The organism is Hyphomonas sp. UBA3601 (genome assembly GCF_002375605.1).
GTDB lineage: Bacteria > Pseudomonadota > Alphaproteobacteria > Caulobacterales > Hyphomonadaceae > Hyphomonas.
In genome coordinates, this window is sequence record NZ_DFME01000082.1 from 24,306 (window position 1) to 44,723 (window position 20,418).

The following is a 20,418-nucleotide window of genomic DNA, read 5'->3' on the forward strand; positions in this document are numbered from 1 at the left end:
TCGCTTGGAAAGCAGCCACTGAGAAGCAGGATGTCTTCGAAGGACGTGATCGCAATACCGGAGAAGTGAAATGGACCGGCACGCGAGTTGATCTCGTCTTCGGTTCGAACTCACAACTGCGGGCCCTGTCGGAGACTTACGCCCAGGATGATGCGAAAGAGAAGTTCGTGCACGATTTCGTCGCGGCCTGGACGAAAATCATGGAAGCCGATCGGTTCGATCTTGAACGCGACTAGTTGGTTACAGATTGTCTAAAACGCGGCGCTCCGGGAAACCGGGGCGCCGTTTTCTATTTGACGAGGGAGGCGGCCATCCGCCGGAATTCGTCCTGGCTGAGCGTCTCGGCACGGGCCGTCGGGTCAATGTCGAGGCTTTGGAGCCATTCCACCGCTTTGAGCCCATGACGCTTGGCAAGCGGTTTCAGGCCCGCTCGCAGCATCTTCCGCCTCTGTCCGAACGCCGCACCGGCCACTTCTTCCAGCTTGTCGAGATGGGGAAAGACTTTTTCCGGCGGCAACGGGTGCAGAACGGCTACGGCGCTGTCCACTTTCGGCGGGGGTCGGAACGCACCCGGCGGCAGCGTGAAGGCAATATGGGGATCGGTAACCGCATGGGTCAGGACGGCGAGGCGACCATATTGATCCGTATTCGGTTTGGCGCACACGCGCTCAGCCACTTCCTTTTGGAACATCAGGGCCATCTCGCCACGCCAGGGGCCTGACTTCAGCCAGGCTACGAGCAATGGCGTGCCAACATTGTAAGGAAGATTGGAGATCATCATGGCTGGTGTGGTGCCGCCAAGTTCTGCCAGCATTTCTTCCCAGCGAACTTTGCGTGCGTCTTTCAGGATTACGTGGAGACGACCGCTTTTGGCTTCTGGCCATGATTGTAGTGCCTGGGCAAATCGCTCATCAGCCTCCACGGCGATGACCTTGGCGGCGCCATTGTCCAGCAAGGCGCGCGTGAGCCCGCCCGGACCTGGGCCAACCTCGATGACTGTCCGGCCTTCTATCGGTCCTGCGGCCAGTGCCGTTCGCTTCAAAATGTCCGGATCGAAAAGGAAATGCTGACCTAGCGCCTTGCGCGCAGTTGCCTGTGTCAGGCCTGGCGGCGTCTCGTCACGGCTCATGAAATTTTCTTTCGGTTATCAGCGATCATTCGGGCCTGGCGGATTGCGGCGATCAGGCTGTCAGGCCGAGCTGTGTCATTCGCGGCGGCATCATAGCCGGTGCCGTGATCGGGGCTGGTGCGTACAATGGGCAGGCCAATCGTCGTGTTGACGCCGCCCCACATGTCCAGCGTCTTGACCGGAATGAGCCCTTGATCGTGGGTCATGGCGATGATGGCATCGAACCGTCCGTCCAGAGATTCGGCGAACACTGTGTCAGCTGACCGCGCGTCTGACATGTCGATGCCGGCGGCGCGCAGGGCGCTGGCTGCAGGATTGATGATATCGACTTCCTCGCGCCCTATCGTACCGTTCTCGCCAGCGTGTGGGTTCAATCCGGTGAAGGCGAGGCGGGGCGAGGCAATGCCGAAGTCCGCACGCATTGACTCCGCCACAATTTCTCCAAGTGTGGCGAGGTCTTTGGTGTTCAGATGACTGAACACATCTTTCAGAGCGACATGAATGGTTGCGAGTGCGACGCGCAGACCACCTCCGGTCAACAGCATGACCGGTAGGTACGAAGTCTGAGAGCCTTCCGCGCACAGCGCGGCCACGAATTCTGTATGGCCCGGATGACGAAAGCCCGTCCCATAGAGCAGCGCCTTGTTGATTGGATTGGTGACCATGCCGTCTGCAGAGCGATCAAGGCACAAGGTGGTGGCCAGTTCGATGGATTTGATGATGGATGCGGCGGCGCGGTCGTCTGCCTGTCCAGGCTGGATGTCCGGTACCTCTTCCAACGGAATGACGGGTAGCGCATGAGCGAATATCTCTTGTGCGTCTGCCGGGCTGGAAATTTCCTGCACCGGAATGTCCCGAGCATACAAACGTGGCGCGCCAATCACGAAGAAACAGCAAGACGGATCATGCTTTAGCGCGTTCCACGCCGACACTGTGATCGGCGGGCCTACACCCGCAGGGTCGCCCATTGTCAATGCGAGTGGAGTTTGGCTTTTATCGGTCACTCAGGGGGTCTTCATCCAAACAGCCCGCCATGCAAGGCCTAGCGATAGATAATCGTCGCTTCGCGGCGCATGTCGCGCAGCTCTCGCTCCGAAATCATGCTGAGTTCCTGATCTTTCAGGCGGCTCTTGAGGTCATCGCGCGATGGCAGGGCTTCGGCACCATCCTCACGGCGGCAGACATACATGACTGCAAGGCCGCTACCGGCGGCAAAGATTTCTGTGGGCTGGCCAACGTCTGCCGCAAGCACGAGGTCCTTGCCCTCAGTGCCCAGCTCGTCGACGTTTATGTCTGTCAGGTCAGCATGCCGCAAGTTCGATTTCGAATTGGAAACGCTTTGAACATCATCACAGCTGGAGATGGCTTCCATGGCTTCTGTGAGGACGGCTTCATCGCCATCTGTCACTTGCAGGCGAATAAGGTCGACCTTGGTTGTCAGTTTGGCTGGCTCACGTTTGCTGGCAATATTCAGAATGTAAATTCCATTTTCGACTGCGAGCGGACCGACGATGCCGGGTCCAGCTGAGTCTTCGACGGCTTGTGCGAGCACAGGGTCAAGGTCACCTATTGTGATCCACCCCATATCTCCCCCTGTGGCCGAAGTTGGCGCAGAAGAGATACGCTGTGCCGCAATGCGAAAATCGGCGCCTTGATTCAACTGCTCGATAATCGAACTGGAGGCTTGCAGGGCTTGATCCTTGGTTTCCGGATCCGGTGCGTAGAGAAAGATTTCGGAAACACGATACTGGGTCTGCTGCAGGGAGCTGCGCACGCGGTTAAGCTGGTCTTCCACCTGGTTGTCCGAAATGCGGATACGTGAGCCGTACAATCCGCTCATCACGCGGCTCCAGGCGATCTCGGCACGCATCTGCTCTTCAAGACTGGTGGGGTTCACGCCAGCGGCCAGCAATTGTTGCTTCAGCTGATCACCCGTTGCGCCGGACTGGCGCGCCATGTCGTCTACGGCCCCGTTGATCTCTTCCGGCGCAATTTCCATTTCGAATTCGGCGGCCTTCTCCAGCTGGAGGCGCTCATCGATCAGCTGTTCAAGAGCCTGACCTGTGATCTGCTGAATCTGTTCCTGGGACGGCTGCTGACCACCGAGGCTGAGCAGCAGTAGTCGTGCGCGCTGGCGAACATCTGAATAGGAAATAGGTTGGTCATTTACGATGGCGGCGACACCTTCCAGCGCCAACCGTTCTGGTGCGCTTGCTTCCTGCGCTGCTGCAACAAGGCCAACAGGCATGGCTGCAAGAAGGACAGCTGCGAAAATCTGACGAACCATGAATGGCCTCCATTGAGTGCCCAGCCGGGCCCCGTGGCAATTATACTGCCGGACCATACAAGTCCTGCAATCGCGCGCAACGCATCAGGGCAGTCATCCCTGAATTCTTACGGAAATTTAGGATATGACATCGGGCAATATCGCGCCCTCATACCCCGAATCAATCGAACTCGCTGGAGCCGAAGTCGCCGATGGTCTTGAGCGAGAATCGAATCTGGATGTTTTCTTCCGGTCCCAGCGTACGATCCTGTAATTCCGACCGCATATAGACCAGTTCAAACCGCGAGCACTCGTCTTCGAAGGCGATGCCGTATTCCTGCCGAGCATTCAAATTGGATTGGATATCTCTCAATTGACCGAAGAAGACCGAGTACTGGCTGGTCACCTTGATGTCGCCGCGTAGCAATACGCCTTCGTCTCCACCGCCCACGATTGCGATCCGCTCGTCAACTTTGTAGTACTGCGCAATAGCGCGGAACCGTTTGTAAGATGAAGATAATTTCGCGTCGATCCTATTCAGGCTGAACCCGTCTTCATCCAGGCGAGCTCGTGCATCCACACGTAACAATTCGCCCAGATCTGCCGTCGTAGCGATGATCCAATCCGATGATGTCCCATCAAGATTGCTCACCGGATCAAACGCATTATCTGGTCTGGACCGCCATCGTTTACCGACCGTTGCGCTGAGGCTGGGACCGCTTTTCCAAACCGCGCGAGTAGTGATCCCCGCCGCGAGCTTTCCATCCCCTTCATAGAGATCGAAGGCACCAAAGCCGTTGGCATCGAACAGCGAGGCTTCGTCGGCCTCGTAAAGCAGGCTGTCTTCGTTCGGGATGGCGTCATCATTGACGTTGGAGAGGCCCCACGCCGCCATGACCGCCGGTTCGACCATGATATCAATGACTTTCCCGGGCCGGATCATGGGATAAGCCAGCTTGCCCCCGATATTGCCAACGGCGCGGGAGACGCTTTCCTCACCGGAAACGTCTTCGTCCAAACCGTAATAATCGGCACGAACTTCGGCAAATTGCTCGAATGTGAAGCCGCCGGGTAAGATGTTGAGATCGGTCCAGTCCGCGCCAACGCTGACCCGGTGACTGTCTTCCCCCAAATCCCGACTAAGGATGGCACTCGACGCGTTGACGCTGGCAAAGCCCATATTGCCAAGGTCCCAATACTTCTCGCCATAGAACACAGGTAGGGCGGTGGGCAATTCGCCATCGTCGTCATTCTCGCGCAGTCCCTGGAACTTCAACAGGGCGACGTCAGTGTAATAGTCGTCGCCCTGGCCGATGGCGAACAATTGCGTCAGGAGGCGGCGGGGCTGGCTGGCATAGAGGCCGCGCTGTTCATCTTGCCCGTCCAGATCGTATCGGCGATCATAGAGGTCATCTGTCTGATGCTCGACACCAAAGCCCCATTTCCATTGGTTGTTGATAGCAAACAGACCGCTTCCATAAACGTGTCCGCGTAGTTTTTCTTCTCCGAAAAGTTCGCCGTCACTGTCGAAATTCTGTTCGCTGGTAAAACTCGTATTGATGTTGATCGCGCCAGAATAGAATTTCTTGCGGTAATCAAGTTCCAGCATGGGGTTCACATTTTGCGTGACCATGGGCGAGATCGTCAGCTCGGACGAATCCGAAATGGCCCAGTAATAGGGCTGTTGGTAGAACCAGCCGAGTTTGGACGAGTTACCGGCAGAGGGGATCAAGAGACCCGACCGTCGGTCAGATGACGGATCGGGGTGAGCCAGAAACGGAAAATAAAATACGGGAATGCCGGCGACTTCGATCACGGCATCGCGATACGAGATCATCTGGCTTTCCTGGTCAAGGACAGCCCGGCGGGCGCGGACGGACCAAGTGGGTGTCTTGTCCTCTTCGCAGACCGGGCAAGCGGTATACACCACCTGGTCCAGCGCGTTCACGCCATTTGACTGCCGGATCGCAGAATTGGCGGCGACCGTTGCGCCCTGATCCAGCCGCGCTGAAAAGCCGATTGCATAGCCGTCTTCCAGGTTGGAATTGACCTCGATTTCGTCTGCAAATTGCTGGCTGCCGGTTTCATCGATGATAATGACATTGCCACTGGCCCGGACTTTCTCGGTCGTGCGGTCGTAGACGATCTTGTCAGCGCGCAGGATGCGGCCCTGATACAGCGCCTCAACATTGCCCTCGGCAACAAGTTTGTTCTCATCTCGAACTTCGTAAACATAGTCGGCTTCGAGAACGACCCGCTCATCCTGCTCGGCTGGTTGCGGAGCGCCCGTGTTTTCCTGGGCGATGGCGTACCAAGGAAGAGAAGCCGCCAGTCCAAGTGCAGCTGCAACATGATGCCATTTTGCCAAAACGCGTACCCTTACAGCTGTTTTCGGGCGTCGAACCGAACGCGCGCCGCGTTCCGCCTACACTCATTTCCCTTTGGAGGCTTAGAGAGGAAGGCGGGAATCGTCCAGCCATGAGACCATTCCGGCTGATTTTTCATGTTTCTGCCGATGCACTGACAGCACAGCTCGGTTCAAACCGCGCGGGATGCCAGACCACCGGGAAGGGTGATTGCCTCACCAGCAATCTCCAGTTCCATCAAGGCTGCGGCGCATTGGGCCGGTGTAGCCCCGGCTGCTCTTGCGATTTCATCGAGGGGCATGGGATGGGGCGACAAAGCTTGCTGGATTCGCTCAATCAAGTCGGTTGGCAAATCATGCTCTGGCGATCCTTCGAACAACTCTCTGGGCGCGGACACGCCTGAAAAGGAAAGACTTTCCAAAACTTCCAGAACGTCGTCGGCATGACGCACGAGCGTCGCGCCTTGCCGGATCAAATGGTTTGTCCCGGCTGATCTGGGATCTAGCGGTGAGCCGGGCACCGCCATGACATCACGGCCTTGCTCTGCCCCCATTCGAGCCGAAATCAGGGAGCCAGACCTTTCGGCGGCCTCCACAACGACCACCCCTCGCGACAAGCCGGTGATGATGCGGTTGCGTCGCGGAAAATCCTTTGCTGTGGCGCGATATCCGAACGGACTTTCAGATACGATGAGTCCTTGCGCCGCGATTTCGGCATAGAGTCGGTCATGCTGGGGCGGGTAGACATGGTCCACCGCACCGCCCAGCACAGCAATGGTGCCAGTGCCCAGGCTGGCGGCATGTGCCTCGCCATCTATGCCCAAGGCGAGACCGGAAACCGTAGCATACCCGGCGCCGCCAAGCGCGGAAGCCATATCGCGGGCGAGCTTTCGTCCGGCGGCGGATGCATTCCGCGCGCCGACGATGGCCACTGTGGGTTTGGCGGCCAGATCGAGTTTGCCGAGCGCTGTCAGGACGGGCGGCGGGGGATCGAGTGCCTTAAGCAAGGGCGGATAAGCGGGTTCGCAGCTTGCGATTATGTGTGCGCCATACTTCCGGGTCCGGTCCAGCTCATGCTTGATATCGGAGACATCCGGGGGGACGAGTTCACGGCCTCTGCGGCTCTTCCGGGTCAACTCCGGTAGACCGTCCAACGCTGCGCCCGCTGATTTGAACTTGCGTATCAGCTGGAAGAAAGTGACCGGGCCGATATTCGGGGTGCGCGCGAGCCTCACCCAATCCAGGCGTTCTGCATCATTGAGCGCGCGCGCCGGACTCATGTGGTCGGGTCTACCGTTTTTTTGGAGCCGAACTTGGGCTCCTCACCCTTCAATAGGCGGCTCAGATTGGCGCGGTGAGTCCAGAACACGAAGAGCGACAACAGCGCGAGCCCGCCAATGATGAACATGTTCCGTTCGCCCAGCAGCCATGCGCCGGGCGGCACCAATGTCGCAGCGGTCAACGCGGCGAGAGAAGAAATGCGGGTAATTGCAAACAGGCCGAGCCAAACCGGTGCGGCGATATAGAAACCGGGCAGGGACACGAATGGCAGCAGTCCCGCATAGGTCGCGACCCCCTTACCACCCTTGAATCCGAGCCATATGGGGTAGCAATGGCCGACAAAGGCGAATGCGCCGGCCACGAAGCCGACTTCCCTGCTGGCAAGCATTCCAAATGCTAGCGCCAGTAGGCCTGCCTTCAGACTATCGAGAAGCAGCGTCGCAAGCGCGAGGTCTTTGCGGCCCGTACGCAACACGTTTGTTGCTCCGATATTGCCGGAGCCAATGGATCGGATATCGCCAAGACCTGCAGCGCGGGTGATGAGCAAGCCAAACGGGATCGAACCGGCGAGATAGCCGCAAAGTGCGGCCAAGGGGAATGCCAGCTCAGCTGTCATGTCGATCTCCTCAATTCCCAATTGAAAATTCTACGAATGGAACCGGCGGTGGGCAAGGCCAGTCTGGGCTATCGCTCAAAAACCTGCACTCCACCCACAAATGTCCGCAGCACACGGCCTTGCAGGCGCCGCCCATCAAAAGGCGAATTGGTTGATCTGGAAAGAAGGTGTTCACGTTCACAGAGCCAAGGCTTGTTTGGATCAAACAGAATGACATCTGCAGGCGCCCCTTCAGCCAGTCGCCCTTCAGGCAACCCGATAATGTCCGCCGGCTTGGAGGTAATCGGCGCGAGCGCTTCAAGCAGGGTGAGCGGGCCATCATGAACAAGGCTGAGTAGTGCCGAAAGCGTGGTCTCGAGGCCTGCCGCGCCAAAGCTCGCCTCACCAAATGGCAGGCGCTTTTCTTCCGGGGGTTGCGGGTCGTGTGCGGACACCACGGAATCGATTTCGCCTGCCTTCAACGCAGCAATCATGGCCTGACGTGTGTCCTCGTCCCTGAAGGGCGGATTGACCTTGCAATAGGTCAGGTAGTCGCCAACGTCGATCTCGTTGAAGAAAAGCGAATGTGCGGCGATGGTCGTGAAGACGTTGGCGCCCCGGGCGCGGGAATCTGAGACCAGTTCCAGTGTGCGGGGGGTGGATACTTGATCAAGGATCAGGGTGCAGCCAGTTGCTTCCGCAAGCATCAGGTCGCGCGCCGCGCCGATCCACTCAGCTTCTTTTGGAATTCCGGCGAGACCCTTGCGGGCGGCGAAGGCCCCGGCATTCATCACGCCAGAGCCCTTCAACGCGCAATCATCCGGGCGAGACATGACGATGGCACCGCGACTGGCCGCATAAGTCATCGCGCGTTTGAGTATGGAGGGATTTGAGATGGGCGCATCACCATTGGTGAACAGGACCGCGCCAGCATCCGCCATCATGCCTATCTCGGCCATGGCGTGACCTTCCAAGCCTACGGTGAGTGCGCCGGCGGCGTATATGCGGGCTTTCGCGCTGACTTTGGCACGATCTGAAATATAACGGACCAGTGCGACGTCATCCACGACTGGCTTGGTGTCCGGCATGACGACGAGACTGGTCACACCGCCCGCAACGGCGGCTCGAGATGCTGTTGCGAGCGTCTCCTTTTGCTCGTCGCCTGGCTCACCCGTTTTCACACGCAGATCAATTAGGCCCGGTGCGAGACAAAGTCCGCCTGCGTCGATGACTTCATTTGCATTGCCAACGGCGCCCGTAGCGCCTGGCGAAATTGCGGTAATGAAACCATCCTCGATCAGGATGCCGCCGATTTCATCCAGTCCGGATGCCGGATCCAATAGGCGCGCGTTGAAGATGGACAGGCTCATGGGCGGCCTCCTGCCAGCAAATGGAGCACGGCCTCTCGCACAGCGACGCCCATTTCCACCTGTTCTGTAATCACCGAGCGCTCACCATCAGCAATGGCACTTTCGATCTCGATGCCGCGATTCATCGGGCCGGGATGCATGACAATCGCGTCGTCCTTTGCAAGCGCAAGCCGTTCCTGTGTCAGGCCGAAATAGCGGAAGTATTCGCGGCGGCTTGGCAAATACGCGCCATCCATGCGCTCGAGTTGGAGGCGCAGCATCATCACGACGTCTGCGCCTTGAAGGGCTCTGTCGAAGTCGGATGTGGCTGAGGCGGCACCCCAGGTTTCCGTGCCCGATGGCATGAGTGTTCGCGGTGCGCACAGGTGTACTTCGGCGCCCAGCAGGTGCAGCGCCATCGTCGTAGAGCGCGCGACGCGCGAATGGACAATGTCGCCGCAGATGACGACTTTGAGCCCTTCGATCCGGCCCTTGTTGCGGCGGATGGTCAGCGTGTCGAGCAGGCCCTGAGTCGGGTGTTCATGCGTGCCGTCCCCGGCATTGATCACGGCGCAATCGACCTTGCGGGAGAGCAGCTTTGCGCCGCCCGAGGCCGAGTGCCTGACCACCAACACGTCCGGTTTCATGGCGTTCAGGGTCATTGCTGTGTCGATCAGTGTCTCACCCTTCTTCACGGAAGACTGTGCTACTGGCATCGATACGACGTCGGCGCCCAATCGGCGGGCGGCAATCTCGAAACTGCTCATCGTCCGAGTGGAATTTTCAAAGAACAGGTTCACGACTGTCTTTCCAGACAAGACCGGATCTGCCCGCTGGCCCGTCCGTGTCGCTTCGGCATAGTCGTTTGCCAGATCGAGAATATGAGTGAGATCGAGCGGGTGAAGGCCATCAATGCCCAGCAAATGCTCGTGGTCGAAGGAGTAGTGATATGCCGCCTTGCTCATGGAGGCCCTTTCGATTTTTGGCGGTTTAGGCGCGTTTCGGAGTTGGGGCAAGAGGTTCAGAGCGTGAGAAGCAGATACAGTATGGGGATCGTGACCATGGCGAGCACTGTTTCAACGGCGATCAGATTGGCCGAGAGTGCCGCATCGCCCCCCAGTTCCTTGGCGAGGATATATGAGCTGGTCGCTGTCGGGGTCGCGGCGCAGATCAGTGCGATGACAAGCGGTGTACCGGTTACGCCGAGCAGGAGGCAGAAGCCTACCGCGAAGGCTGGCAGGCCCAGCAGCCTGACGAGCGACCATGTAAGTGTGCGGGAGCCGGCGCGCTTCAGGGCGGACAGATCGACGCCCGCGCCAGCAGAGAGCAGGCCGAGGGCAAGGGCCGCGTCACCCAGGATGCGGAGGCTGTCATCGAGCAGACGGGGCAGCGTGACGCTAGCGCCCGCCAGTGCCAATCCTCCAATGCACGCGATGACGATCGGATTCTTGAACAATGCCATAAACGGATTGGGTTTTGGTCCGTGCGGAGTATCCGCGTGTGCGATCAGCGCGTAGACTGATAGAATGTTGGCGGTGGGAATCATCACGGCGGCGGCGATGGTGACGAGCGCGAGGCCCTCTTCACCGAACAGGAGGCTGCCGATGGACAGGCCGATCATCGTATTCCAGCGAACATTGGATTGGATGACAGAGCCGACGGCCGGGCCAGGCATATTGGGCAGGAAGCGGGCGAGCCATCCTATGCCACCGAGGGCGAACTGCGCGAAGATCAGCGCGGCAGCGAGTCCCCAGGGCGCTTCTTCGAATGGTGCATTGGCCAAGGTGCGAAGGATGAGCGCCGGGAAGAGCACCACATAGGAAAGGCGTTCGATGGCGCGCCAGCTATCGGTCGGAATCCAATTGCGGGCAGACAGGACATGGCCGAGCGTGACGATCGCGATGACGGGCAGGAGGGCGTAGAGAAACCCTGACATCAGGTTCGAGCCAGTCTTTGAAGGGCGTCATTCAGGATTACCGCAGCAGCTGAGGCATCGATTCGCTCGGCGCGTCGTTTCCTCGAAAGGTCAGCCTCGATCATCGCATTTTCGGCTTCTACTGTTGAGAGCCGTTCATCCTGAAACAGGATTGGCACGTCGCGGCGTTTCATGATGTGCCAGGCCAGCGCGCGGACAGATTGTGCGCGTGGGCCTTCGGACCCGTCCATGTTAAGCGGAAGTCCCATGACAATGCCGACAGCCACGCGATCATCATAGAGGTGGAACAAGCGATCAAGGACAGGGGCCAGCTTCTTGCCGCGTGGAATGGTCTCGACCGGGCTCGCCAGCATCCGCAGGCCATCCGCCGACGCGATACCGAGCGTCTTCGTCCCGGGATCAATGCCGATCAGGGCGCCGGTTTTCGGGAAATGGTCAGGATCAGTTATGGGCATGAATAGCCCACATAGCGCCTTGATGCCGTGTTGCCTATGGCGTATTCGGGCGGTTCATTTTCACGCGTTGGAGTTCGCTCATGTCTGTTACCAAGGATGATGTCCGCAAGGTTGCCCGCCTGTCGCGCATTGCCGTCAGCGAACAGCATGTCGGGGAACTGGTTGGGGAATTGAATGGCATCCTCAGCTGGATCGACCAGTTGAACGAGGTTGATATTGACGGCGTGGAACCGATGACCTCCGTGGTTGAGACGACGCTGCCCATGCGTGAAGATATCGTCACAGATGGCGATATCCAGGATCAGGTTCTGGCAAACGCACCGCGCACCGAAGATGGTTTCTTCGTTGTGCCCAAGGCCGTGGAATAAGCCAGCCGCCGCAGTGCCATCGTGCCATAAGTGCTGTACAACGCGCTTATGGAACGGCTGACAGTTCTCTACAACAGTGTGTGTCCTGTCTGTCGGGAGGGAATTTGCCATTTCGAACGGCGAACCCGAACAGGTTCAGACCTTGTCGATTATGTAGATGTTTCTCAAACACCTGATCGTTTTCGCGATCGGGGCATTTCCCTTAACGACGTTCGCCTGAAACTGCATGCTGTCTTGCCGGATGGTCACGCGGTTAAAGGATGGCCAGCGGTCGCTGAGATATGGCAGCGGACGCCCGGCTATGGATGGTTGGCCTGGCTGGGCAATCTGCCTGGGCTGAATCTGGTATCCCGCAGCCTGTATCATGTGACCGCCCACCTTCTGTGGCGCTGGAATCGGATGTCTGGCCGCTGGTAGCGATCAGATAATCTGGTCAGCGAATTCTTCGTAGTCGATCAGGATTTCTGCATCGGCAAGGATGGGGGTGCGGGCACTTAGCGTCACAGTTTGTGCAGCCGGGTCGACGGTAAAATCCGCATTGGCTTCGACACTGTGATTGCACATCGAGATCAGGCCGAATGCGACCGCGGCGCGCATTTTTCCTTGTTCATTTTCATCCACGTAGAAGACGTAATGATGGATCTGGGTGCCGCGAATGGCGGCGGTGTCATCCTGGCTGAGGACCAGGAGGGGATAGGTTGCGATCAGGTCGCCCGCTTCAAAGGAAACGGCCGCGAACAGGCCACGACCGTGAAAGGGAGATTGGCGAACCTCAACGGGTGAGGCGTATCCGGTTTTTTCCATAGGCATGATTACCACATGCCGAAGCCGCCGCCATCAGGATTCAGCGTCTTCCTCGCCAGATTCTTCTTCGGATTCTTCCGCCTTTGCCTCTGGGTCCCATGCATAGATTCCATTCACCAGGCATCTTTGCTTGGAAAAGGGCGTGGTCTCTGCGAAATCAGAAATGGAGTCGGACACGATTAGCGCGTCATGCTTTCGCAAGCAGCTGCCGGTCGCGTCCATTCCGATCCGCATTGCATCATCCAGCGGCGTACACGCGCCAAACACTTCAATCAGGAAATGGTCGCGCCCGTCACGCACCACAACTGTGTCCCGTGTTGTTTCGCCAAAACCATCAATGGTGGATGCAAAGCAGATGCTGCTCACCTCTTCGCCCAGTCGTGGATCGTCGGCATAGCGCTCGACGCCGCGTGGTCGGTCCTCTTGTGTCTCTGAAGTGGCGCAGGCCGCCAGGATAACGGGGGCAGCAAGGCTGAGCATGAGGGTACGCATGATGGGTCTCCGTTGAATTTGGCGTTGGAACCGAGCCTGCGCCACTCTCGCGCAACTGACAAGAAGGCTCACGAAGGCTTGAACTTTTGTGCCAAGCCGTCATAGCAGGCGGGCAGATTTCTTCTCAGGATGTCCGATGACCGAACTGACCAAACTTACCCTCGCCGCAGCGCTTGATGGCTTGAAAGCCAAGGAGTTTTCTTCGCGCGAGATCACCCAGCAATTCGTCGACGCCATTGAAGGCGCGCGGACGCTGAATGCCTATGTGGTCGAAACGCCGGAAAAGGCGCTCGCCATGGCGGACGCGTCCGATGCGAGACTGGCCAAGGGCGAGGGCGGCAAGCTGGAAGGCGCCCCGCTCGGGATCAAGGATCTGTATTGCACCAAGGGTGTGCGCACGACGGCGTGCAGCAACATCCTGGGTGCGTTCACCCCAACCTATGAATCCACCGTCACCCAGAACCTCTGGGATGAAGGCGCAGTCATGCTGGGCAAGCTCAACATGGACGAATTCGCCATGGGTTCCTCCAACGAGACCTCGCGGTTTGGAAACGTGATCAACCCGTGGCGCCGCAAGGGCGACAATCAAGGCCTGACACCCGGCGGCTCGTCAGGTGGGTCGGCAGCATCCGTTGCAGCAGACCTTTGTCTCGCGGCGACAGCTTCCGACACGGGCGGGTCTATCCGCCAGCCAGCCGCCTTCACAGGTACGGTCGGCATCAAGCCAACCTATGGCCGCGCCAGCCGCTATGGCATGGTCGCGTTTGCCTCTTCGCTCGATCAAGCTGGCCCGATCTCCAAGACGGTCGAGGATAGCGCCATCCTGCTGAAAGCCATGTGCAGTCACGACCCCAAGGATTCGACCTCATTGAGCGTCGAAACGCCAGACTGGCGCAGCGATGTGTCCAAGGGCGTAAAGGGCATGCGGATCGGTATTCCGAAAGAATACCGGATGGAGGGCATGTCCGACGAGATCGACAAGCTCTGGGAGCAAGGCATTGTCTGGCTGAAAGCTGCAGGCGCCGAAATCGTCGATATCAGTCTGCCGCACACGAAGTATGCGCTGCCAGCCTATTATATCGTTGCGCCTGCTGAGGCATCCTCAAACCTCGCTCGATATGATGGTATGCGTTATGGCGCGCGCGTAGCCGGGGAGAACCTGACCGCGACCTATGAAGACACGCGGGCTGGCGGTTTTGGAGCTGAAGTCCAGCGCCGCCTGATGATTGGCACTTATGTTCTTTCGTCCGGCTATTACGATGCCTATTACCTGCGTGCCCAGAAAGTTCGCACCAAGATCCTCAATGATTTTATTGAGGCGTTCGAGAGCTGTGATGCCGTGCTGACGCCGACCTGTCCGAGCCCGGCCTTTGCGTTTGGCGAGAAAAGCGGCGATCCGGTCGAGATGTATCTCAATGACGTGTTCACGGTGACGGCCAACCTTGCCGGCCTGCCGGGCATCTCCGTGCCCGCTGGCCTGTCCTCAAGCGGCCTGCCCCTCGGTCTACAGGTAATCGGCAAGGCGCTCGACGAGACGGCCTGTTTCCGCGTCGGCGGCGAACTGGAACGCGCAGCAGGTTTCGTGGCCAAGGCGGAGAAGTGGTGGTAGGTTCGGGGGCATGAACATCACCCGTTTTCTCCTTCTCTTTGCTGTCCTGCTTGTCTTCTGCCTCGCCCTGATGGCGGCGATGATGGCGCAATATGGCTACAGCCTGTTTGCCCCGGAAATGCGGTCCATGCTGCTCGTGGCATTCCTCGTGGCTGGCTACGTCTCGTTTCGAATTTCCCGAATCATCGCACGCAGAAAGCGGCGACTAGAGGACCACCCCCAGCCGGGCGGTGCCGGAAAGTCAAAGCTGTCCGGCCTGTTTGGCGGCAAGAGCGCCGCGCAGACGGCGCGCGAAGCACGGGTTGCCGCACGGCGCAAGAAACTGGTCGAGGAAGGAAAGCTGGAAGACACCCCAGAACCTGAACCAGCGGCCGAAAGCGAAGGTCCTGTCCGTGTTGCCCAATCTGCCCCCATCAAGGACCGCATGGCCGCGCGTGCCGAGCGGGTGCGGCGGGCAAAAGAGTCAGGCAAGCTTGATTAGGCCTCAGGCCTTGGATGGCTTGAGTGCTCCGCCGGACTTGCTGTTTGGCCGAATGACAACCTGGTCAAATTCTACTTCTTCCGGCGCATTACCGCCGGGACCTGGTTTGTCGTCATCATCCTCATCAGAATCCCGCTGTATGACCCGCGACAAGTAGATGCCAACCCCGATCAGGCCGCCTACGGGGCCGCATTGCAGCATCATCGCGAAAATCCATAACAGGGGCATGTCAAGGTCCATATCCTGGAGAGATAGCAACATGCCGCCCAGCAGGATGGAGCCCACAGCCACGCCGCCGGCGAATCCCAAGACAAGATGTTTGAGAAAGCCGCGAACCACCGGCTTTTCATCCTCGCCCGAGGCATCCATCATCATCTTGAAAATCATTCCGGCACTCCCTTTTTCCTCCACGAGCGGAATTATTCGCCCATATCCCGAAAATTGGAAGGGTTGGCGCCTATCGAATGGTATTGACGGCTCGACAGTGCGCCGCTCCGGCGGCTAGAACAGCGCCAAATCATACTGCCAGCAGGGAACACTATGTCCGCGCGCACACCATATGTCATCAAGGGCGAAACCGGCGATTGGGAACTGGTCATGGGCCTCGAAGTCCATGCTCAGGTCTCGTCCAATGCGAAGCTGTTTTCTGGCGCGTCCACGGCGTTTGGTGCGGACCCCAACTGCAATGTGTCGCTGGTCGATGCGGCAATGCCCGGCATGCTGCCCGTGATCAACAAGTATTGCGTCGAGCAGGCTATCCGTACCGGCCTCGGCCTGAAGGCGCAGATCAACACCTATTCCCGCTTCGACCGGAAGAATTATTTCTATCCCGACCTGCCGCAGGGCTATCAGATCAGCCAGTTCGCGCACCCGATTGTCGGTGAAGGCGAAATCGAGGTGGATGTCGAGCCCGCGCATGGCGGCGATGCCTATGCTTTCCCGTGCCGCATTGAGCGGCTCCATCTGGAACAGGATGCTGGCAAGTCGATTCACGACATGGACCCGAACTCGACCTATGTGGACCTGAACCGGTCCGGCGTCGCGCTGATGGAAATCGTGTCCATGCCGGACATCCGCACACCTGCCGAAGCGGCCGCCTATGTGAAGAAGCTGCGCGCCATCGTGATCGCGCTCGGCACCTGTGATGGCGACATGGAGAAGGGCAATCTCCGCGCCGATGTGAACGTGTCGGTCTGCCGTCCGGGCCAGTATGAGAAATTCCGCGAGACCGGCGATTTCAGCCATCTCGGCACGCGCTGTGAACTCAAGAACATGAACTCGTTCCGCTTCATCCAGCAGGCCATCGAGTATGAAGCGCGCCGCCAGATCGAGATCCTTGAGGATGGCGGCTCCATCGACCAGGAAACGCGCCTGTTCGATCCGGTGAAGGTCGAGACGCGCTCCATGCGTTCCAAGGAAGACGCGCATGATTACCGCTATTTCCCGGACCCGGATCTGTTGCCGCTGGAAGTCGAGCAGGCCTGGATCGAGGAAATCCGTGCGACCCTGCCGGAACTGCCAGACGAGAAGCGCGCCCGCTTTGAAACCGATTATGGGCTGTCACGCTATGATGCGGGTGTCCTCAGCGCCGACGCCGAAAAAGCCAGCTTCTTCGAGGACGTTGCCAAAGGCCGCGATCCGAAACTTGCGGCGAACTGGGTGACGCAGGAATTGTTCGGCTATCTCAACAAGCAGGACATTGAGCTGGCCGACAGCCCCGTATCTGCCTCCAGCCTCGGCGGCCTGATCGAACTGATCGCCAATGACACGATCAGTGGAAAGATCGCGAAGGACGTCTTTGCCCGGATGATCGAAGGCGAAGGCGAAGCTTCTGACATTGTCGAAAAGCACGGCCTGAAACAGGTAACCGATACCGGCGCGATCGAGAAGATCGTCGACGACATCATGGCTGCCAATCCGGACCAGGTCGCGCAGATCAAGGAAAAGCCCAAGACGATGGGCTGGTTCGTGGGCCAGGTGATGAAGGCTTCCGGTGGCAAGGCCAATCCGAAAGCCGTCAACGATATCCTGAAAGCGAAGCTGGGGCTCTAACCCCTAGAGCTTGGACTTGATGCGATCGGCCAGCACGCCGAGTTTAGCTGTATCTGCCATTTCGCCCGAGCCATGCCGCCCGAGCGCCACATCCTTCCAGCGCGGAATGATGTGAAAGTGCAAATGGTAGACAGTTTGTCCGGCGGGGGCGCCATTGAACTGGGTCACGACCAAGCCATCGGGCGTCAAGGCAGCTTCGACAGCCTGCGCCACTTTCTGCACAGCTGCCATATAGGGGCCGAGCTTGTCGACGTGCATGTCGAGCAGGTTGCGCGCTTCCACGCCCTTCGGCACGACGAGCGTGTGACCTTCGCTCTGGGGGAACACGTCCATGAAAGCGAGTGCAGCGTCATCCTCATAGACTTTGACGGCGGGCATTTCACCGCGCAGGATCTTGGCGAAGATATTGTCGGGATCGTAGGCAGCGTGAAGAGTCATGACGAGGACGAACTTTCTAGTTTGTGTGGGGAGGGATGCCGTAGTTTCAGAAATGTGGCTCTCAGGAAGCGCCACAGGACAAATAACGAGAGCCAGTCGAGCATGAACAAGGCGGCCACAGCCCAGGCGCGCCAATATTTTCTCCGTACCGGATCCGGGGCTTCCCCCGTCGCTTCTACGAGACGGTCCTCCGCGGTTTCGACCATTTCCCGGAGATATGCCTTCGCGTCTTCCAGTTGCGATGTCGGAAGCCGGACAGGGATTCCCCCAAGGGCCGGAACCAACAGCCAGTTCACGGTCGCATGATTGTAGTTGTCGATAGAGGCGTCGAACCCTGCATACTGCAACGCTGCACAGACGATGAGGGCCTCTTCGACCCGGCCATAGTTCCTGAGGACGGCAGACTCGCTCATTCGCCCTTCTTAAAGGGTGTTCGTTCGGTGAGATAGCCCATGTCGGATTCTACCGCTTCGCGTTCGCGCTCCAGATAGTCGGCTATGGCGTGGCGAAGGCCGGGATGGGCTATCCAGTGGGTGGAATGGGTGGTGACGGGCGTATAGCCACGGGCCAGCTTGTGTCCGCCCTGAGCACCTGCTTCGACGAAAGCCAGCTTGCGCTCGATGGCGTAGTCGATGGCCTGATAGTAGCAGGTCTCGAAGTGCAGCATTGATCTGTGCTCGGTACACCCCCAGTAGCGGCCATAGAGTGTGTCGGAGCCGATTAGATTCATGGCACCGGCAATCGGCGCTCCGTCTGACATGGCGAAGATAAAGAGGAGATCGTCGGCCATCCGTTCTCGCAAGAGTGAGAAAGTGTCTCGGGTCAGATAGGGCGAGCCCCATTTGCGCGTGCCCGTGTCCATGTAGAATATGTAGAACGCATCGAGATGAGCTTCGGTAATGTCGTCGCCCCGCAGGTGGACAAAGTCCAATCCTTCCTGCGCCTTTGCGCGTTCCTTCCGAAGATTCTTTCGCTTGGACGAGGAGAGGTCGGCAAGGAAATCATCGAACGAGCCATAGTCGCGGTTCTGCCAGTGGAATTGCTGGTCGGTGCGCAACAGCAGGCCCGTCTCCGACAGCATTGTGGCTTCTGCCGGTGAAGCGAAATTGATGTGCAATGAAGATAGCTCGTTCTGCTCGGCCAGTTGGATCGCGCCGGACAGGAGCGCCGTCTGCAGGCGTATTTCATCGGGGCCCGGACGCACAAGCAGGCGACGACCGGTTACCGGCGTGAAGGGCACGGCCCCAAGCAGTTTGGGATAATAGGCTCCGCCTGCGCGCTCATAGGCGTCGGCCCAGGATTGGTCAAAGACGAATTCGCCGCGTGAGTGGGTTTTGCCATAGAGCGGCATCGCAGCCTTGAGTCGGCCAGTTGCGTCGCGGATCAATACATGACGCGGCATCCAGCCCGTATTTGGAGTGGCCGCGCCAGACGTTTCCATCGCGTCCAGGAATTCCCATTTCAGAAAGGGATCGAAGCGTACCCCGGCTGGATTGGCGACCGCGTTCCATTCCTCCGGATCGACCTCCGCCATGGCTGAGGCAAAACTCAATTTCAGCGCGGTGTCATCCATGCTCTGAATCTAGGGCAAGGCGTAGGCCGAGACCAGTCCCGGAGCGAGATGTTCGAAGATGATGGCCACATTTTCATGAACGGCCAGCCGAACCTCATCCAGCGTCCGTACCGTCCAGCACACAATCGGGAGGTCTTCCGGTACGCGTTTGCGGATGCCATCGACGTCCGCGATGTTGATGGCAATGTAGTCAATGCCGTCTGACAATGCGCGTTGAAGAATTGTTTCGAACTCGGATGTGCCAATCTTGTGGGACGGTCCAATGAGCTGACCGCGCATCACGTCCGATGGGAGGGCCCGTACCGCCTCTTCCGAAAAGCTCATCGCCGCTGCGCGTCCTGCATAGTTCTGAAGCAGCGCACCGGTTCGGCGGCCGAGATCTGCCGGGTCCGTGCGTCCGTCCAGCTTCATTTCTGTCAGCAGGGGCAGCTTGTGTGGCCAGCTTGCAAGCAGGCGTTCGAAGGTCGGCAAGCCATGGATTCCGGCGATCATTATGTCCTGCAGGTCGTCCGACGTAAGATCCTCTACACGGTCAGGGCGCCCGGCAAGGCGGTCCAGTGTGTCATCATGGAAAACGACAAGGTTTCCATCTAAATCGGGGCGGATATCGAACTCCATGCCGAGCCCGTACTGTGCCGCCGCATCAAAGGCCGCCATCGTATTCTCAGGTGTTTTGCGTCCGGACCACAGGCCTCTATGTGCGTAGGCGAAGTCCGTGAGCGTGAATGCCTGTGCCATCTAGTCGGCAATTTCGAAGATGCCATCGACTTCCACGGCGACGCCCAGAGGCAGTTCGGGGCATGACACAGCCGATCGGGCATGACGGCCGGCCTCGCCGAATACGTCGACCATAAGATCTGAACATCCATTGATGACTTGCGGGATGTCTGTGAAGCCGGGCGCGACGTTCACGAAGCCGCCGAGTTTTACCACGCGCTTGATACGGGACAGGTCGCCAATGGCAGCTTTGCACTGGGCGATCAGGTTGATCCCACAGAAGCGGGCGGCCTGCTGACCTGCGGAGAGTTCCATGTTCTCGCCGAGGCGTCCCTTGATGAGGCCGTCAGCGGACGCGCTGACCTGACCGGACACGAACAGCATGTTGCCGCTGATGACATAGGGGACATATGTGGCGACCGGTTTCATGGGTTCCGGCAGTTCGATGCCGAGTTCATCAAGACGGGTTTCGGGGGTCGACATGGCGCGCTCCTTGAAAATGGTGTTG

The 20,418-nt window shown here is 58.7% G+C and carries 23 protein-coding genes and 1 pseudogene; 6 read left to right on the forward strand and 18 right to left on the reverse strand.

What is annotated here, in order from left to right; translation table 11 throughout:
• Positions 1-236, forward strand: a pseudogene (locus B4F73_RS08225) (catalase-peroxidase); the annotation flags it as partial.
• A gap of 53 nt (positions 237-289) precedes the next feature.
• On the opposite strand, the gene rsmA reads toward B4F73_RS08225, so the two are convergent.
• The 10 genes from rsmA to ruvX form a co-directional block, all read right to left on the reverse strand.
• On the reverse strand, positions 290-1,129 hold the full coding sequence (rsmA, locus tag B4F73_RS08230) for a 16S rRNA (adenine(1518)-N(6)/adenine(1519)-N(6))-dimethyltransferase RsmA (protein ID WP_206993025.1): 840 nt from the start codon (positions 1,127-1,129) through the stop codon (positions 290-292).
• Positions 1,126-2,133 carry a 4-hydroxythreonine-4-phosphate dehydrogenase PdxA gene (pdxA, locus tag B4F73_RS08235; RefSeq protein ID WP_290482983.1) on the reverse strand — a complete coding sequence of 336 codons (1,008 nt, stop codon included), beginning with the start codon at positions 2,131-2,133 and terminating at the stop codon, positions 1,126-1,128. Before pdxA ends, rsmA begins: the two co-directional genes overlap by 4 nt.
• Before the next feature lie 38 nt (positions 2,134-2,171).
• The gene (locus B4F73_RS08240; protein ID WP_206993026.1) at positions 2,172-3,416 is read right to left on the reverse strand and encodes a peptidylprolyl isomerase; all 1,245 of its coding nucleotides are present in this window, start codon (positions 3,414-3,416) and stop codon (positions 2,172-2,174) included.
• Between the two features lie 160 nt (positions 3,417-3,576).
• A complete protein-coding gene (locus B4F73_RS08245; protein WP_206993027.1) occupies positions 3,577-5,763 on the reverse strand; it encodes an LPS-assembly protein LptD in 2,187 nt (728 codons plus the stop codon).
• Between the two features lie 170 nt (positions 5,764-5,933).
• Complete coding sequence (dprA, locus tag B4F73_RS08250) at positions 5,934-7,040, reverse strand: DNA-processing protein DprA (RefSeq protein WP_290482984.1); 1,107 nt, start codon at positions 7,038-7,040, stop codon at positions 5,934-5,936.
• Positions 7,037-7,657 carry a glycerol-3-phosphate 1-O-acyltransferase PlsY gene (plsY, locus tag B4F73_RS08255; RefSeq protein ID WP_290479144.1) on the reverse strand — a complete coding sequence of 207 codons (621 nt, stop codon included), beginning with the start codon at positions 7,655-7,657 and terminating at the stop codon, positions 7,037-7,039. The genes dprA and plsY overlap by 4 nt, the downstream gene beginning before the upstream one ends.
• 68 nt (positions 7,658-7,725) lie before the next feature.
• A complete protein-coding gene (gene pyrC, locus B4F73_RS08260) occupies positions 7,726-9,006 on the reverse strand; it encodes a dihydroorotase (protein WP_290482985.1) in 1,281 nt (426 codons plus the stop codon).
• Entirely contained in the window at positions 9,003-9,950 is a 948-nt protein-coding gene (locus tag B4F73_RS08265; protein WP_290479142.1) for an aspartate carbamoyltransferase catalytic subunit, read from the reverse strand. Before B4F73_RS08265 ends, pyrC begins: the two co-directional genes overlap by 4 nt.
• A 56-nt stretch (positions 9,951-10,006) precedes the next feature.
• Positions 10,007-10,921 (reverse strand): AEC family transporter, encoded by a 915-nt coding sequence (locus tag B4F73_RS08270; protein WP_290482986.1) that lies wholly within the window; start codon positions 10,919-10,921, stop codon positions 10,007-10,009.
• Positions 10,921-11,376, reverse strand: a complete 456-nt coding sequence (gene ruvX, locus B4F73_RS08275) for a Holliday junction resolvase RuvX (RefSeq protein WP_206993033.1) — start codon at positions 11,374-11,376, stop codon at positions 10,921-10,923. Before ruvX ends, B4F73_RS08270 begins: the two co-directional genes overlap by 1 nt.
• Before the next feature lie 80 nt (positions 11,377-11,456).
• On the opposite strand from ruvX, the gene gatC reads away from it, so the two are divergent.
• Together gatC and B4F73_RS16825 are read left to right on the forward strand one after the other, a co-directional pair.
• Positions 11,457-11,744, forward strand: a complete 288-nt coding sequence (gatC, locus tag B4F73_RS08280; protein WP_290479140.1) for an Asp-tRNA(Asn)/Glu-tRNA(Gln) amidotransferase subunit GatC — start codon at positions 11,457-11,459, stop codon at positions 11,742-11,744.
• A 48-nt stretch (positions 11,745-11,792) separates the two neighbouring features.
• Positions 11,793-12,161, forward strand: a complete 369-nt coding sequence (locus tag B4F73_RS16825; RefSeq protein ID WP_414651738.1) for a thiol-disulfide oxidoreductase DCC family protein — start codon at positions 11,793-11,795, stop codon at positions 12,159-12,161.
• Between the two features lie 3 nt (positions 12,162-12,164).
• Here B4F73_RS16825 and B4F73_RS08285 read toward each other — a convergent pair whose 3' ends face one another.
• Both B4F73_RS08285 and B4F73_RS08290 read right to left on the reverse strand, forming a co-directional pair.
• A complete protein-coding gene (locus B4F73_RS08285) occupies positions 12,165-12,554 on the reverse strand; it encodes an SET domain-containing protein (protein WP_206993036.1) in 390 nt (129 codons plus the stop codon).
• 27 nt (positions 12,555-12,581) lie between these two features.
• A complete protein-coding gene (locus tag B4F73_RS08290) occupies positions 12,582-13,040 on the reverse strand; it encodes a DUF6491 family protein (RefSeq protein ID WP_290482987.1) in 459 nt (152 codons plus the stop codon).
• Between the two features lie 136 nt (positions 13,041-13,176).
• Here B4F73_RS08290 and gatA point away from each other — a divergent pair, with 136 nt between their 5' ends.
• Complete coding sequence (gatA, locus tag B4F73_RS08295; protein ID WP_290482988.1) at positions 13,177-14,649, forward strand: Asp-tRNA(Asn)/Glu-tRNA(Gln) amidotransferase subunit GatA; 1,473 nt, start codon at positions 13,177-13,179, stop codon at positions 14,647-14,649.
• Between the two features lie 10 nt (positions 14,650-14,659).
• Positions 14,660-15,130, forward strand: coding sequence for a hypothetical protein (locus tag B4F73_RS08300; RefSeq protein WP_290482989.1), 471 nt, complete (start codon positions 14,660-14,662; stop codon positions 15,128-15,130).
• Positions 15,131-15,133: 3 nt separating this feature from the next.
• Here the strand turns inward: B4F73_RS08300 and B4F73_RS08305 are convergent, their stop codons facing one another.
• On the reverse strand, positions 15,134-15,517 hold the full coding sequence (locus tag B4F73_RS08305; RefSeq protein WP_290482990.1) for a hypothetical protein: 384 nt from the start codon (positions 15,515-15,517) through the stop codon (positions 15,134-15,136).
• Positions 15,518-15,670: 153 nt separating this feature from the next.
• On the opposite strand from B4F73_RS08305, the gene gatB reads away from it, so the two are divergent.
• A complete protein-coding gene (gatB, locus tag B4F73_RS08310) occupies positions 15,671-17,182 on the forward strand; it encodes an Asp-tRNA(Asn)/Glu-tRNA(Gln) amidotransferase subunit GatB (protein WP_206993041.1) in 1,512 nt (503 codons plus the stop codon).
• Between the two features lie 3 nt (positions 17,183-17,185).
• On the opposite strand, the gene B4F73_RS08315 is transcribed toward gatB, so the two are convergent.
• The 5 genes from B4F73_RS08315 to B4F73_RS08335 are packed head-to-tail and all read right to left on the reverse strand — an operon-like array spanning position 17,186 to position 20,393.
• Entirely contained in the window at positions 17,186-17,620 is a 435-nt protein-coding gene (locus B4F73_RS08315; protein WP_290482991.1) for an HIT family protein, read from the reverse strand.
• Positions 17,617-18,033, reverse strand: a complete 417-nt coding sequence (locus tag B4F73_RS08320; RefSeq protein WP_290482992.1) for a hypothetical protein — start codon at positions 18,031-18,033, stop codon at positions 17,617-17,619. Before B4F73_RS08320 ends, B4F73_RS08315 begins: the two co-directional genes overlap by 4 nt.
• Entirely contained in the window at positions 18,030-19,193 is a 1,164-nt protein-coding gene (locus B4F73_RS08325; RefSeq protein WP_290479132.1) for a GNAT family N-acetyltransferase, read from the reverse strand. Before B4F73_RS08325 ends, B4F73_RS08320 begins: the two co-directional genes overlap by 4 nt.
• A gap of 9 nt (positions 19,194-19,202) precedes the next feature.
• Positions 19,203-19,931, reverse strand: a complete 729-nt coding sequence (locus B4F73_RS08330; RefSeq protein WP_290479131.1) for a glycerophosphodiester phosphodiesterase family protein — start codon at positions 19,929-19,931, stop codon at positions 19,203-19,205.
• Positions 19,932-20,393 carry a RidA family protein gene (locus B4F73_RS08335; protein ID WP_290479130.1) on the reverse strand — a complete coding sequence of 154 codons (462 nt, stop codon included), beginning with the start codon at positions 20,391-20,393 and terminating at the stop codon, positions 19,932-19,934.
• Positions 20,394-20,418: the final 25 nt, after the last annotated feature.